Below are 16,020 nucleotides of genomic sequence, written 5' to 3' on the forward strand. Positions count from 1 at the left end.
TGCGCTGATCTCTCCTAGTTCTGGGCCTTGGCGTCCTGACCGGGGGCGTCCTGACCGGTGTGCTGACCGGTGTCCTGATCCGCCGCGCGCCCGGCCGCGGCCCGCAGTCCGGCGAGGTCGGTGTCCGGAGCGGTGACCAGCGCGGCCAGCAGCCGCTCGAAGCACCGGACCAGGCGCAGCGCGGTACCGCGGGCGAACACGTCGGTGCTGTACTCCAGGTAGCCGCCCAACCCGGCCGGGGACTCCTGGACGACCAGGTTGAGCTCGTACTTGGTGCTGCCCGGGTCCGAGCGCAGCAGCCGCACGGCGAGGTCGCCGTCGGCGGCGGCGCCGTCGCCCGCCTGCGGAGCGGGCAGCAGGTTGAACATCACCTGGAACACCGGCGGGTGCGCCGGGTCCGGGGTGCCGACCAGGTCCTCGACCAGGTCGGCGAAGGGCAGGTCCCGGTGTTCCTGGGCGTCGGCCAGGCTGTGCCGGGCCTGGTCGAGCAGCTTGGTGAACGGCCGGTCGGCGGCCACGTCGAGGCGCACCGCGAGCAGGTTCGTGAAGTAGCCGACCACCCGGTCCCACGGCCCGTCCGGGCGGTTGGCCACCGCCGAGCCGATGACGAGTTCCCGGTCGTCCGCGCAACCGCCGAGCAGGGCGCCGAACGCGGCCAGCAGGGTCATGTACAGCGTGGCGCCGTGCTCGCGGCCCAGGGTGCGCAGCGCGTCGACCAGCGCGGCCGGGACGCCGAACGCCACGGTGGCGCCCTGGCCGGTGCGCACCGGCGGGCGCGGGTAGTCCGTGCGCAGGGTCGCCGCGGGCGCCAGGCCGCGGAGCTGCCCGCGCCAGTACTGCCGCTGCCGGTCCAGTTCCGCCGGGGTGGTGGTGGCCCGCTGCGCGCGGGCGTGGTCGGTGTGGTCGACGGTCAGCGCCGGCAGTTCCGGCCGCTCGCCCCGGCTCAGCGCCCGGTAGAGCACCAGCAGTTCGCCCAGCACGATGTTGACCGACCAACCGTCGAACACACCCCACGGCCGGGTCAGCACCGCGACGTGCTCGGTGTCGGACCTGGCCAGCAGGTGAACGCGCAGCACGAGGGTGTCCTCGGGGTGGAACGGGCGGCGGCGCTCGGCGGCCAGCCACTCGGCCACCGCCGCGTCGTCGGCGACCGCCAGCACCGGCACGGGCACCTCGCCGACCGGGTTGACCCGCTGGACCAGCTCGCCGCCGCGCTCGGGGTAGCTGGTGCGCAGCACCGGGTGCCGCTCGACCAGCGCCCGCACGGCGGCGGCGAAGGCCGCCCGGTCCAGCTCGCCGTCGACGGCGAAGGCCAACTGCACGTTCTCGTGCGCGCTGCCCAGGTGCGCGGGCCAGGTCCGGAACCACAGGTCCCGCTGCTGCAACGACAGCGGCGCGGTCTCGCCCGCCACGGGCTCCACGTCGACCACGGACCCGGTGGGCTCCGCGGATTCGGCGGATTCGACGGAGTCGACCGCGCGCTCGGCGGCGGGCTCGCGGTCCAACGAGCGTTGCACCGCGTCCGCGAGGTCGGCGACCGTGGCGCCGCTGAGCACCAGCGCCAGCGGTAGGTGCCCACCCAGCTCGTTGCGCACGCGCAGGGTCAGCCGGGTCGCCAGCAGCGAGTGCCCGCCCAGGTCCAGGAACCGGTCCCGCAGCCCGACCCGGCCGACCTCCAGCACCTCGGCCACCAGCCCGCACACCGCCCGCTGGACGCGGGTCTCGGGAGCCCGGTACTCCGCGCCCGCGAGGTCCTCGTCGGCCGGGGCGGGCAGCGCCCGCTTGTCGACCTTGCCGTTCGGGGTCACCGGCAGCTCGTCGAGCACCACGAACACGCTCGGCACCATGTACTCGGGCAGCCGCCCACCCAGGTGCGCGCGCAGCACCCCGGTCAGCTCGTGCTTGCCGTTGTCGGTGGTGCCACCGGCCCACTGCGCGCTCGGCGCCACGTAGGCGATGAGCGAACAGGCCGCTCCCGTGCCCCTGGGCACGACGACGGCGGTGCGCACGGCGGCGTGCTCGTGCAGCACGTTGGTGATCTCGCCCGGCTCCACCCGGAACCCGCGCACCTTGAGCTGGTCGTCGACCCGGCCCAGGTGCTCGATGAGCCCGTCGTGCCGCCACTTGACCAGGTCGCCGGTGCGGTACATGCGGGCGCCTGGGGTGAACGGGTTGGCCACGAACCGCTCGGCGGTCAGCTCCGGGCGGTTGAGGAACCCGCGCGCCACCTGCCCGCCCGCGATGTAGAGCTCACCGGCCACCCCGGTCGGCACCGGCCGCAGGGCGGCGTCGAGCACGTAGGCCTGGGTGTTGTGCACCGGGGCGCCGATCGGCACCCGCACCGCGCCCGGCTCCGGGGTGTACCAGCACCCCAGCGCCGCGCCGACCTCGGTCGGGCCGCAGATGTTGGACAGCGGCACGTCCGGGAACGCGGCGGTGAACCGCTCGGCCAGCTCCGCGGGCAGCGCCTCGCCGGTGGCCTCCAGCCGCTTGAGCGCCCGGCAGTCCCGCACCCCGGGCTCGGCCAGGAACACGGCCAGCATGGAGGGCACGAAGTCGACGTCGGTGACCCGCTCGTCGCGCATGACCTCGACCAGGTAGCCGGGGTCGCGCTGGCCGCCGGGCCGGGCGATGACGACCGCGCCGCCGACCTGCAGCGGCCAGAACAGCTCCTTGATCGAGACGTCGAAGCTGATCGAGGTCTTGAACAGGACCCGCTCGCCGTCGGTCATCCGGTAGAACGTCTGGTCCCAGTGCAGCCAGTTCATGCCGGCCCGGTGGGTGATCGCCACGCCCTTGGGCTTGCCGGTCGTGCCCGAGGTGTAGAGCACGTAGGCCAGGTGGTCCGGGTGCGCGGCCACGCCGGGGTCGGTGTCGGGTTCGGCGGCGGTGTCCGGCAGGTCGGTCAGCACCAGCAGCGGCTTGCCGTCCTCGACCATCCGGGCCACCCGGTCGTCGGGCAGCTCGATGTCCACCGGCAGGTAGGCCGCGCCGGACTTGAGCACGCCGTAGATGGCCGTCATCAGCTCGAACGACCGCGGCATCCGCACCGCGACCAGCGCGTCCGGGCCCGCCCCGCGCGCGATCAGCCAGTGCGCCAGCCGGTTGGCGTCGGCGTTGAGCTCGGCGTAGGTGCGGGTCTCGCCCTCGAACACCAGCGCCGTGCGGTCCGGGGTGCGGGCCACCTGCGCCTCGAACGCCGCGGCCAGGGTCGGCGCGGGCAGCTCCAGGTCGGTGTCGTTCCACTCGTGCAGCAGCCTGCGCAGCTCGTCGGCGGGCAGCACGCCCACCGCGGCCGCCGGGGTGGTGGTGCCGTCGGCGTCGGCCAGCGCGGTGGCGATGCCCGACAGCGCGGTCTCCACGTAGCCCGCGAGGGTCTCGCAGGCCACCGAGGTGTCCACCTGCAGGTCCAGCGACAGCTCGGTGCCGAAGTCGTCCAGCGACACCGACACCGGGTAGTTGATGCCGTCCGCCGCGGCCACGAACCGCACCCCGCCGTCGGTGGTGCCGATCGCCCCGGCCGCGCCGCGGCCGGGCTCGAAGTGGCGGAAGTTGCACACCGAGGTGAACAGCGGCGCGTCGCCGTCGAGCCCGCTGCTGCGCTGGGCCAGGCCGAGCGGGCTCTGCTCGCGCGCCACCAGTTCGCGCAGCGCGGTGTCCACGGCGGACACCAGTTCGGCGACCGTGCGGCGGGACAGGTCCACCCGCACCGGCAGGGTGTTGATGAAGTTGCCCAGCATCCGCTCCACGCCCGGCACGCCCTGCAGGCGCCCGGAGAGCACCGTGCCGAACACGACGTCGAGCCTGCCGCTGGTGGCCGCGACCACCCTGGCCCACGCGGCGTGGAACAGCGCGGCGGGGGTGATCCGGAGCCGCCTGGCCTGCGTCCGCACCCGGTCGGTCAGCTCGGCGGGCAGGGCGCGGCGGAGCTGGTGCACGCCGCGCGTGCCGCCGCGCGCGTCGGTCAGCCCGAACGGCGTGGTGGGCTCGGTGACGTCGCCCAGGGTGGCGCGGAAGTACGCGGCGACCGCCGCCTCGTCGAGGTGGTGGCGGGTGTGCGCGACGAAGTCCCGGTACGGCGGCGGCTCGGGCAGCAGCTCGGCGCGGCCCGCCATGTGCACGGCCAGCTCGCCCATCGTCAGCCGCAGCGACGTGGCGTCCTCGATCAGGTGGTGCGCGTCGAGCAGCAGGTAGCGGCGTTCGGACCCGGTGTCGACGGCGGTGGTCAACCGCAGCAGCGGCGCCCGGTCCAGCGGCAGGTCCGACGGCTCGCGCAGCAGCGCCCGCGCCCCGTCCTCGCCGTCCACCTCGACCCGGCGCACCGGCAGCTCCACCCGGCGGTGGACCACCTGCACCGGCGTGGACAGCCCGGTGGTCAGCACGGCGGTGCGCATCACGTCGTGGCGGGCGATCACGGCGCGCAGCGCGTCGGCGAACCGCAGCGCGGCGGCCTCGTCGTCGGCGGCGTAGAGGGTCCGCACCCGGTACGGGTCGTGCTCCGGGTCGAGCAGGTGGTGGAAGAGGATCCCCTCCTGCGTCGACACCAGCGGGTAGATGTCCTGCACGTTGTCGGCGCCGCCGTCGACGGTGGCCACCACGGCGTCGATGTCGGCCTGCGTCAGCGCCACCAGGGGCAGCAGGTCCGGGGTGATCGGCGCGCCCGCCTCGACGCGGTTCGGCGGGACCTCGTAGTCACCGTGGTCCCCGCCCGCGTCGCCGGAGTCGATCGCCGCGGCCAGCGCGGCCAGCGTCGGCGCGCTGAACACCGCGCGCACCGACACCCGGCGGCCCGCGGCGCGCAGCCGGGCCACCAGCACGGTGATCAGCAGCGAGTGGCCGCTGAGGGCGAAGAAGTTGTCCTCGGCGCTGATCCGCGCCGCGTCGAAGCCGAGCAGCTCCGCCCACAGGTCGGCCAGCAGCCGTTCGGTGTCGGTGCGCGGGGCGACGTGGACGCGCTCGGCGAAGTCCTCGAGGTCCGGGGCGGGCAGCGCCCGGCGGTCCAGCTTGCCGTGCGCGGTCACCGGCAGCGCGTCGAGCACGACGATCGCGCCCGGCACCATGTACTCGGGCAGGCCGCTCCTGAGGTGCGCCAGCAGCGCGACCCGGTCCAGCCCGTCCCCGGCGGGCACCGCGTAGGCCACCAGCCGGTGGTTGCCCGGCTGGTCCTCGCGCACCACCACGGCGGCGGCGCCGACCTCGGGGCGCTCGGTGAGCCGGTGCTCGACCTCGCCCAGCTCGATCCGGAACCCGCGCAGCTTCACCTGGTCGTCGACCCGGCCCAGGTACTCCAGGGTGCCGTCGGGCAGCCACCGGGCCAGGTCGCCGGTGCGGTACAGGCGCGCGCCGGGCTCGTCGTCGAACGGGTTGGGCACGAACCGGTCGCGGGTCAGCTCCGGCTCGTGCAGGTAGCCGCGGGCCAGGCCGTCGCCCGCGATGTGGAGCTGCCCCACGCACCCGATGCCCTGCGGCCGCTGGGCGTCGTCGAGGACGTAGAGCTGGATGTTCTGGATCGGGCGGCCGATCGGCACCAGCTGGGGCGCGGGGTCGGCGGGTACCGCCCAGTGGCTGACGTCGACGGCGGCCTCGGTGGGCCCGTAGAGGTTGTGCAGCGGGGCGGTGTGGCGGGCGTAGTGGCGCGCGCACAGCTCCGGCGGCAGCGCCTCACCGCTGCAGAACACCCGCCGCACGCTCGCGCACCCGGCCCAGCCCGGCTCATCCACGACCGACCGCAACATCGAGGGCACGAAGTGCAGGGTGGTCACACCGAACCGCCGGACCGCGGCGACGACCTCGGCCGGGTCCTTGTGCGCGTCGGCGGGCAGCACGGCCAGCCGGGCGCCGGACACCAGCGGCCAGAAGAACTCCCACACCGACACGTCGAAGCTGTACGGGGTCTTCTGCAACACCACGTCGGCGTCGGTCAGCCCGTACTCGTTCTGCATCCACTCGACGCGGTTGACCGCCGCGCGGTGCTCGATCATCACGCCCTTGGGCCTGCCGGTCGACCCGGAGGTGTGGATGACGTAGGCCAGGTTCCGCGAGTGCAGGTCCGGGTCGTCGACGCGCTCCTCGCGCTGGCCCTCGGCGTCCGCGCCGTCCACCGTTCGGACCGCGCCGCCGCCGTCGACGGTGAGCACGTGCTCGGCGGCCGCGAACGGCTCGACGTCGGTGCCCGGCTGGGTCAGCACGACCCGGACACCGGAGTCCGCGAGCAGGTGGCCGATGCGGGCGGGCGGGTAGGACGGCTCGACCGGCAGGTAGGCGCCACCGGCCTTGAGGATGCCGTAGATCGCGGCGACCATCTCCACCGAGCGGCGCACCGCCAGCCCGACCGGCTGGTCCGGGCCGACCCCCCGGTGTCGCAGGGCGTGCGCGATCCGGTTGGCCCAGGCGTCCAACTCGCCGTAGGTGACCGAGCGCTCGTCGTCGACCAGCGCCACCCGGTCCGGGTGGGCGTCCACCCGGTCCTCGAACAACTGGTGCAGGCACCGGTCGTGCGAGTACGGGCGGCGGGTGTCGTTCCACGCGCGCACGACCCGCTCGCGCTCGGCGTCGTCGAGCACGTCCAGTGCGGACACCCGGGCCGCCGGGTCCGCCGCGACGGCCGCCAGCAGCCGGGTGTAGTGCCCGGTGAACCGATCGATGGTCTCCGGGTCGTACAGGTCGGTGTTGTACTCGACGGTGCCCAGCAGCCCGTCCGGGGTCTCGCGCAGGTCCAGGGTCAGGTCGAACTTGGTCACCTCGGCGTCGACCGGGATCTCCGAGACCCGCACCCCGCCGACCTCGGCCGTGTCGCCGGACTGACCACCCTGCAACACGAACATCGTCTGGAACACGGGGGAGTGGCTCAGGCCGCGCTCCAGGCCGAGCCCGTCGACCACCGCCTCGAACGGCACGTCCTGGTTGTCGTACGCGGCCAGCGCGGTCGCCTTCACCTGCGCGAGCAGGTCGGTGAACACCGGGTCGCCGGTCAGGTCGGCGCGCATCACCAGGGTGTTGGCGAAGAAGCCGACGAGGTCTTCGACGTCGTGCTGGTTGCGGTTGGCCACCACGGTGCCCACCGCGATGTCGGCGCTGCCGGTGCGCCGGTTGAGCAGCACCGCGTACGTCGACAGCAGCGTCATGTACAGCGTCGCACCGTGCTCGCGGGCCACGTCGTGCAGCCGGGTCAGCAGCTCGGCCGGGGCGCGGAAGGTGGACCGGGCGCCGGTGTGGGTCTTGACCGCCGGGCGCTTGCGGTCCGGCGGCAGGGTCAGCCGGGCGTCGACGCCCGCCAGCTGCCTGGTCCAGTAGGCGACCTGCGCGGCGTACGCCCCGTCCGCCAGCCACTCGCCCTGGCGCCGGGCGTGTTCGGCGAAGGTGATCGGCAGCGGCGCCAGCGGGCTGTCCCGGCCCGCGGTCGCGGCCTCGTACAGGGCCACCAGGTCGCGCACGAGCACCCCGACGGACCAGCCGTCGGACACCCCGTGGTGCATCGTGACCAGCAGCGCGTGGTCCGCCTCGGACACCCGCAGCAGCTGGAGCCGGACCAGGGGGTCGTGCGCCAGGTCGAACGGCCGCGCCGCCTCCCGGGCGCACGCGTCGGCGAGCTCCGCCTCCGGCAGGTCGCGCTCCACCACCACGACATCGCCGCCGTCGCCGATCACCTGGTAGGGCACGCCGTCCCGGTCGGCGAAGCGGGTGCGCAGCGCGGGGTGCCGGTCGATGAGGCCGCGCAGCGCGCGCAGCAGGGCCGGGCGGTCGAGCGCGCCGCGCAGGCGCATCGCCAGCGGGATGTTGTAGGCGGCGCTGGACCCGTCGAGCTGGGCCAGGAACCACAGCCGCTGCTGGGTGAACGACAACCGCGCGGGCTCCTCGACGGTGCTGCCCACGGTGTCGGTGCTGTCGGTGCTGTCGGTGCTGTCGGTGCTGTCGGTGCTGTCGGCGGTGTCCGCCGTGGCGGACGGGTCCGGGGTGGAACCGACCACCGCGAGCGGGGGTAGCTCGATGCCCCGCTTGCGCAGCAGCGCGACGAGGGCGTGGCGGCGCCGCTCGGGCAGCGACCGGATCCGCGCGAGCAGGTCCGGCACGTCCTGGGTGGTGGTCATCGTGGTCCTCTTCCGCCTAGTTCGTCAGGCCCAGGGCATCGAGCTCGTCATCGCTGAGCCGCTCGATGAGCTCGATGCCGTCGAGGATCCGGTCCACGTCCATCCCCACGGCGTCCCGCTCCGCGGTGGCCGCGTCGAGCAGCGCGGCCTGCTGGACCAGCCGTGGCGCGTCGAACACCTGCTGCACCGCCAGCTCCACCCCGGCCCGCCTGCCCAGCAGGTTGATCAGGCGGGTGGCCAGCAGCGAGTTCCCGCCGAGGGCGAAGAAGTCGCTCGTCGGCCCCAGCAGCGCCGGGTCGACCTGGAGCAGGTCCACCCACGCCGACCGGACGACGTCCTCCGCGCTCTCACCGGCGCCCCGGCCGAGGACGGTCGCCTCGTCGTCGCGGCTGTCCGCCCGCGGCGCGTGGGTGACCACGTCGACCCAGTACCTGCCGTTGTCGAACGCGGTGGGCGGCAGCGGCAGCAGTTCGCGGTGGCCGTCGTGCAGACCGGCCCACGGCACCCGCACCCCGCGCACCCACAGCTCGGCGAGTTTCTCCAGGTCCCGGTCGGCGACCAGGCCCGCCAGGAACACCTCGCCGCGCGACCCGCCGAGCAGCGATGCCAGCGGGCCGATGTCGTCCTCGGCGTCGCCCTCGAACAGCGGCGCGGGCAACGCCCCGTCCGCCGCGGCCGACGGCAGGCCGAGGTGGTGGGCCAGCGCGGTCACCAGCTCGCGGGTGGAGCCCGCGACCACGGCCAGCCGCCGCGGCAGTGCCTCGCGGCCCAGTTGCGTGGTGTACGCGAGGTCGGTGAGGTCCACCTCGCCCGCGGTGCTCAGGTGGTCGTGCAGCTGCCGGGCGGCCGTGCGCAGGCGCTCGGCCGTCAGCGCGGACACGACCACCAGGTGCGCCCCGCCTGCCTGGCGGGCCGCGGCGGCCACCGCGATCGGCGGCGGCGCCTCGACCACCAGGCTCACGTGGCTGCCGCCCGCCGCCACCGAGTTGATCAGCGCCCGGCGCGGGGCGCCGCCACGGGACCGCCAGCCGGTCACCTCCTCGCACAGCGCCACCGGGGCGCCGTCGAGGTCCAGCGCCGGGTTCGGGGTGCCGGTGCCGACCAGCGGGGCCAGCTCACCGTGCCGCAGTTGCAGCACCACCTTGGTCAACTGGGCGATACCGGAGGCGGCCTCCGGGTGGCCCAGGTTCGACTTGACCGTGCCCACCGGCACCGGCGCGGACGGGTCACCCGCGGCGAAGACCTCGCGCAGCGCCCGCAGCTCGATCTCGTCGGACAGCGGGGTGCCGTTGGCGGCGGCCTCGACGTAGCCGATGGTGTCGGCCGTGACCCCGGCCCGTTCCAGCGCCCGCCGCATCACACCGACCTGCGTGCGGTGGCTGGGCGCCAGGAAGGCCCCACCCCGGCCCGCGTGCGCCGACGCGGTGCCGCGGATGACCGCGAGCACGGTGTCGCCGTCGCGCAGGGCGGCGGCCAGCGGCTTGAGCAGCACCGCGCCGACGGCCTCGGCGGGCAGGTAGCCGTCGCCGTCGCGGAAGCTGCGGCTGCCCGCGTGCGTGCCCAGCAGCCGCATCTCGGCCAGCGCGGCGTGCTTGTCCGGGTGGATGGTCAGGTTGACCCCGCCCGCCACCGCCAGCTCGCTCTCCCCGCTGAGCAGGTCGGCGCAGGCGATGTGGATGGCGGTGGTGGACGACGCGCACATGCTGTCCACCGCCAGGCTCGGCCCCTCCAGGCCGAAGAAGTGCGACACCCGGTTGGCGATCAGGTTGAAGGACGCCGAGGAGGTCAGCGCGGCGAGCACCGGGTCGACCGCGCCGTCGGCCCGGTACATCTGGTACGCGGCGCCCACGTAGACCCCGACCCGCCTGCCGTAGCGGCGTTCGATGACCTCCCGGGTCACCCCGCTGCCCTCCAGCAGGTGCCACACCACCTGGAGGAACAACCGCTGCTGCGGGTCCATCGCCGAGGCCTCGCGGGGCGAGATGCCGAAGAACAGCGGGTCGAACTCGGCCACGCCGTCGAGGAACGCGCCGATGGCGCCCGCCCCGACCTGCTCCGCGCGCTCGGCGGGCACCTCGGTCACGCAGTCCGTGCCCGACCGCAGCACTTCCCAGAAGCCGTCCAGGTCGGCCGCCCCGGGGTAGCGGCCGGTGATGCCGATGATCGCGATCTCGGTGCCGCCGTCGGGCCGCTGCGTGCTCCCGGCCAGGGCCGGGGCGGGTGCGGGTGTGGTGTCCGCGGTGGTCACCGGGGTCGCGGTGACGCCCAGCAGGTCGCGCAGGGCCGGGGCGTGGTCGGTGGCCAGGAAGCCCGCCACCTCGCGGATCGTGGGCAGCTCGAACAGCAGCGTGCGCGGCAGCGGGCCGAAGGACTTCTCCAGCTCGGTGATCAGGTTGACCGCGAGCACGGAGTCCAGGCCGTACTTCTCCAGCGCGGTGTCCGGGTCGACCCGTTCCGGGCGCAGCTTGAGCGCCGCCGCCAGCACCCTGCGCAGGTGGCTGACCGCCCGGTCCGCCAACGACTCCGCGCCTGCGGCGGGCACCGGGACCGCACCGGGCACCGCGGGTGCGGTGGTCAGTCGGGAGAGCAACGCGTCGCGGTCGCCGACGAGCGCCACCAGCCTGCCGCCGAGGTCCGCGGCCAGCGCCTGGCGCAGCACCGCGAGCCCGCGGGTGGTGTCCAGCGGCGCGAGGCCGAGGTCGCGGAGCTGACGGCGCACCGTGTCGTCACCCATGCCGCCCGCGTCCCACAGCGGCCAGCCGATCGAGACCGCGCGTCCCCGCCCGGTGCGCTGCGCGGCGAAGGCGTCGAGGTAGCCGTTGCCCGCCGCGTAGTCGGCCTGCCCGTGGTTGCCGAACGCGCCCGCGATGGAGGAGAAGCAGGCGAACAGCTCCAGCGGCTGATCGGCGGTGGCCCGGTCGAGCACCGCCGCGGCCACCTTGGGCGCGAGCACCCGGTCGAACTCGTCGGTGCCCTTGCGCAGGATCAGGTTGTCCTGGATGACTCCGGCGCTGTGCAGGACGCCGGTCAGCGGGCCGTACGCGGCGGTGACGTCGCGGACCAGCCGCCGCACCGCGTCCGGGTCGGTGATGTCGGCGCCGCGGTAGTCGACCCGCAGCCCGGCCGCCCGCAGCTCGGCCACGGCGGCGTCGGCCCGCGCGGACCGGCCGGTGAGCACCACGGTCGCGCCCGGCGCTTCGGCGGCGATGTCGCGCGCCACGACCAGCCCGAGTGCGCCCGCCCCGCCGGTGATCAGGTACACGCCGTCGCGGCGCCACGGGCTCGGTGCGGCGACGGGGGAGACCTCGACCAGCCCGGCGGTCTCCCGCACACCGCCGCGGTAGCGGATCTCCTGGTCGGTGGTGGCCGCGTCCTCGGAGAGCCGGATCAGGTCGTCGACCCGCTCGCAGTCGATGAGCTGGGTGCGCAGCCCCGGGTTCTCCAGGGCGACCGTCTTGAGCAGGGCGGAGAGCCCGGCCAACGTGGCATCGGTGCCCAACAGCACCACCTGCACCAGGCCCTGCTGGCGCGATCCGCGCTCCAAGAGCCCCTTGGCCAGCCCGAACACCTGCCGTGCCACGTCGGCGTAGCGGGCGTCGGTGGTCGCGCCGGACGGCTCGACCACGACCGCGCCACCCGGCAGCGCGGACCGCTGCTCGGCGGTCGGCGTGCCCACCACGATCACGTGCCGGTCCGCCGGGACGTCCGCGGCGGCGGTGCCGGGGTTCGCCGTCCACGTGGGGCGCAGCAGCACCAGGTCGTGGTCGGCGCGGTCCGGGGCCGGGGCGGCGGGGATGGTGAGGTCCAGGTCGAGCCAGCAGCGCTCCCGGGCGAACGGGTAGCCCGGCAGGCTGACCCGACGCAGCGGGCCCTCGGCCACGCCGTCCCAGTCGACCGCCGCGCCGGACACCCACAGCCGCAGCAGCGGGTCCGCGACACCGCGCTCGACCCACTCGGCGAGCGCGGCGTCCACCGACGGCGCGGCGCCGCGGCCGGACAGGACACTGCCGCGGCGCCACGAACCGGGCCTGCCCGCGGCGAAGCGGGCCAGTTCCCCCCGCGCCTCGGCGACCGTCGAGGCGGCGAACGCCAGCCGCTCCTCCAGCTCCATCCGCCCGACCTGGAGCGTCCACGCCACATCGGCCAGGTCGGCGTCGGCCAGCTCGCCGAGCCTGCCGTGCAGGCGCCCGGCCAGCTCCGCCAACTGCGGCGCGCTCTTGGCCGAGAGCACCAGCAGCGCGGGCCGGTCGGTGCGCCGCTCGGGTCGCGCCGCCGCCTCGTGCTCGGCGATGACCACGTGCGCGTTCGACCCGCCGCCGCCGAAGCTGGACACACCGGCCAACCGGGGCGCGGTCCGACCGTCCACGGTGGGCCGCCGCCACGGGCCCAGCTCGCGCTGCACCCGCAGCGGCGTGCGGTCGAAGTCGATGTGCGGGTTCAGGGTCTCGGAGTGCAGGCTCGGCACCAGTTCCCGGTGCCGCAGCTGCAACAGCACCTTGGTGACCCCGGCGATGCCCGCGGCGCTCTCCAGGTGGCCGATGTTGGACTTCACCGACCCGATCGCGCACTCGTCCGGCCGGGCACCGGCGGTGCCGAACGCCTTCTGCAACCCGGTGACCTCGATCGGGTCGCCCAGCGAGGTCCCGGTGCCGTGCGCCTCCAGGTAGCTCAGCGCACGCGGGTCCAGGGCCGCCGCGGCGAACGCGTCCGCCACCACCGCCCCCTGGGCGACCGGGGTGGGAACCGAGTACCCGGTGGTCCGCCCGCCGTGGTTGACCGCGGTACCCCTGATGACGCCGTGGATCTGGTCCCCGTCGAGCACGGCCCTGGCCAGTGGCTTGAGCAGCACCGCGCCCACGCCCTCGCCCGGCACGTAGCCGTCGCCGCCCTCGCCGAAGCTGCGGCAGCGGCCGTCGGAGGACAGGAAGTGCCGCTTGCTGAGCACCAGGTGCTTGTTCGGGTGCGGGGTCAGGTTGACCCCACCGGCGATCGCCGCCGCGCACTGCCCGGTGCGGATGGCCTCGCAGGCCAGGTGGATGGAGGTCAGCGAGGAGGAGCACATGGTGTCCACGGCCAGGCTCGGGCCGTGGAAGTCGTAGAAGTACGAGACCCGGTTGGCCACGGTGGACGCGCTGCCCCACAGCGCCACGTCCTGTCCGAGTGCCTGCGCCTGCGCGCCGTAGAGCTGGTACTCCTGGTACATCACGCCGACGAACACGCCAACGTCGCCCTGGGCGGAGAGCCGTTCGCCGGTGTAGCCGGCGTCCTCGAGGGTGTGGTGCGCGGTTTGCAGGAACAGCCGCTCCTGCGGGTCGAGGTGCTCGGCCTCCAGCAGCGAGATCTGGAAGAACAGCGGGTCGAACAGGTCGATGTCGTCGACGAACCCGCCCCAGCGGCCCGCCTCGGGGTAGCGGCGGTGGTCCCAGCGCCCGGCGGGCACCTCCCGGACGCTGTCGCGGCCCGCGCGCAGGTTCTGCCAGAACTCTTCGAGATCGGCGGCCTCGGGGTAGCGGCCCGCGACGCCGACGATGGCGATGTCACCGTCGCGCGGGTCGCCCGGCCGGGTGATCGCGGGTTCCGCGGCCCGCGGTGCCGGGGTGTCCGCCGCCGCCCGGGGCGGCTCCTGGCGCAGGACGCGGGTGCTCAGCCCTTCGAGGTCGACGCAGACCGTGCCCGTCGCGTCGAGGATCGTGATGTCCAGGGCGGAGGTGGTGGCCGTGCCCGCCCCGGCGCCGTGCCGGATCCAGGCGTAGGCGGTGGTCGTGGTGGCCGCCGGGGCTCGGACACCGCGCACCGCGAAGGGCAGGCCGAGGCTGGTGGCCTCCTGGCCCGCCCGCTCGGTCGGCAGCCAGAGCCCGATGGTGGCCTGGAGCGCGCCGTCGACCACGCTCGGGTGCGAGTGGTAGCCGCTCTGCTCGGCGGCCGCGGGTAACCGCAGCTCGGCGAGCACCTGCGGTCTGCCGGTCCGGTCGGTGCCCACACCGACGGTGACCACGGACCGCTGCGACGGGCCGTAGCGCAGGCCGAGGCGGTCGTAGCGGGCGTAGACCTCGGTGCCCGCGAAAGTCGTGGCGGAGCAGGCGGCCCGGAGCTCGTCGATGCTCGGGGTGCTCGGGTGGGTGTCGTCGGCGAGGTGCGCGCGCCCCTGGCAGCACAGGGTTTCCCCGCCGTCGGCGTCGACGCTGTGGATGGTGAACTCGCCGGTCGGGTGGACGGCCGTGACCAGCTTGAGGCCGGTCGGGGTGGCCGTCGCCGGGCGGACCCAGGCCACATCGGCCAGCCGCACGCCACCGCCGAACACCTCGGCGGCGGCGGCCCGCGCCAGCTCCAGGTGCGCGACCCCGGGCAGCACCCGGTCGTCGCGCACGCGGTGGTCGGCCAACACCGGCTCGGCCCCGGCGAACACCGATTCGTACCGGGCTCCCCGGTCGTCGTCGGGCAGGCGGCGGTGCAGCAGCGGGTGCGCCGCCGCCGCGACCGGGGCCGGGGTGGTGCCGGTGAGGTGGGCGGCGATCGCGTGGGCCGTGCGGTGGTCGGTGATGGCGGTGGCGGCCACCGCCAGGCCGAGTCGTTCGTTGAGCCGGTCGGCCAGGTGCGCGGCACCGCTCCAGTCCAGCCCGTACTCGCCCAGGTCCTCGTCCGGGTCCACTTCCGACGCGGGTACCGACAGCAGCGCCGCCGTCTCGTCCACGATCGCGCCCAGCACGTCCGCCCGATCGGCGGGCGCGCCCACCGGTTCGGGGGCGGCCGGGGCGGCGGGAGCGGCGGGGGTGGCTGTTTCGGTGGTGCTGGGGTGTTCGGTCCGCAGCCAGGCGGCGAGCTCGGCGATGGTGCGGTGTTCGAACATGATCGTCGGGGACAGCGAGAGCGAGTAGGTGTCCTCGACGTCGGCGACGAGGGAGAGCAGGTTGGCGGAGGTGAGGCCGAGTTCGTAGAACCCGCCCTCCGGATCCACGACGTCCACCGAGGTGTCCAGGCGGGCGGCGACCAGTCCGCGCAGGACCTCGGCCACGTCCCGACCCTCGACCGGGGCGGCGGCGACGGTGGGGGCGGTGGGCGCGGCGGTGGCGCGGACGTCGAGGGCGGAACCCATGCGGATGCGCTTGGCCACGAACTGGCCCACCTCCGCGACCCGCACGCCCTCGGCGTTGTAGAACTCGATGCGCAGCCGCACCAACTCGTCGTCGCGGTGGACGGAATCGGCGGGGACGCGGACGTAGCAGCGGTCGCCGAGCGAACCGATCGCGCGGAACGACTCGAACACCAGTGGCAGGAACAGGCCGGGGCCCTCGTCGTCGCCGTCGTGCATCATGCCGATGCCGATGCCGCCGCCGAGCAGGCCCGCCTCGAACAGCGCGGGGTGGAACAGGAAGCGGTCGGTGCTGTCGCGGAACTCCGGCGCCAGCGCCAGCTCCGCCACCCAGTCGCCGGGCCGGTGGTGCACTGTCCCGCCGATCTTCATGATCCCGGAGTGGAGCAGCTCGTGCTCGCGGCACCACCCGTAGATCTCGGTCATGGTGGTCGCCCCGGTGGCGCCGGTCAGCGGCAGCGCGAGCCGCTCCGGGTAGTCCGGCACGGGGGAGACCTCGGCGGTGGCCACCGCGTGCAGGACCGACTCGCTGTCCCGCTCGCGCCTGCTGCCGACCTCCACCCGCAGGTCGCCTGCCGGGGTGCGGCGCCCGGCGACGGTGACCAGCACCAGTTCGCCGGTCTCCGCCACCAGCGGCGCCAGGATCCGCAGGTTGCGCAGCGAGGTGTGCGCCATGGCGTGCCCGTGCCGGGCCAGCACCTGCAACAGGAGGTCGACGTAGCCGACCCCCGGGAGCAGGGGCCGCCCGAATACCACGTGGCCGCGCAGTAGCGGATTGTCCGCGGTGATCTCGAAGGATTCGGTGAACACGAGCGAGTCGGTCATCTGGTATCCGTCTTGGCA

The 16,020-nt window shown here is 74.8% G+C and carries 2 protein-coding genes; both read right to left on the reverse strand.

Translation table 11 applies throughout. The features are described 5' to 3' along the window. Nucleotides 1-14: 14 nt before the first annotated feature. Nucleotides 15-8,087 carry an amino acid adenylation domain-containing protein gene (locus V5P93_RS17355; protein WP_104479874.1) on the reverse strand — a complete coding sequence of 2,691 codons (8,073 nt, stop codon included), beginning with the start codon at nt 8,085-8,087 and terminating at the stop codon, nt 15-17. Nucleotides 8,088-8,103: 16 nt separating this feature from the next. Beyond that, complete coding sequence (locus V5P93_RS17360) at nt 8,104-16,002, reverse strand: SDR family NAD(P)-dependent oxidoreductase (RefSeq protein WP_104479875.1); 7,899 nt, start codon at nt 16,000-16,002, stop codon at nt 8,104-8,106. Between the last annotated feature and the right edge of the window lie 18 nt (nt 16,003-16,020).

The sequence above is a fragment of the Actinokineospora auranticolor genome (genome assembly GCF_041897805.1).
GTDB classification, from domain to species: Bacteria; Actinomycetota; Actinomycetes; order Mycobacteriales; family Pseudonocardiaceae; genus Actinokineospora; species Actinokineospora auranticolor.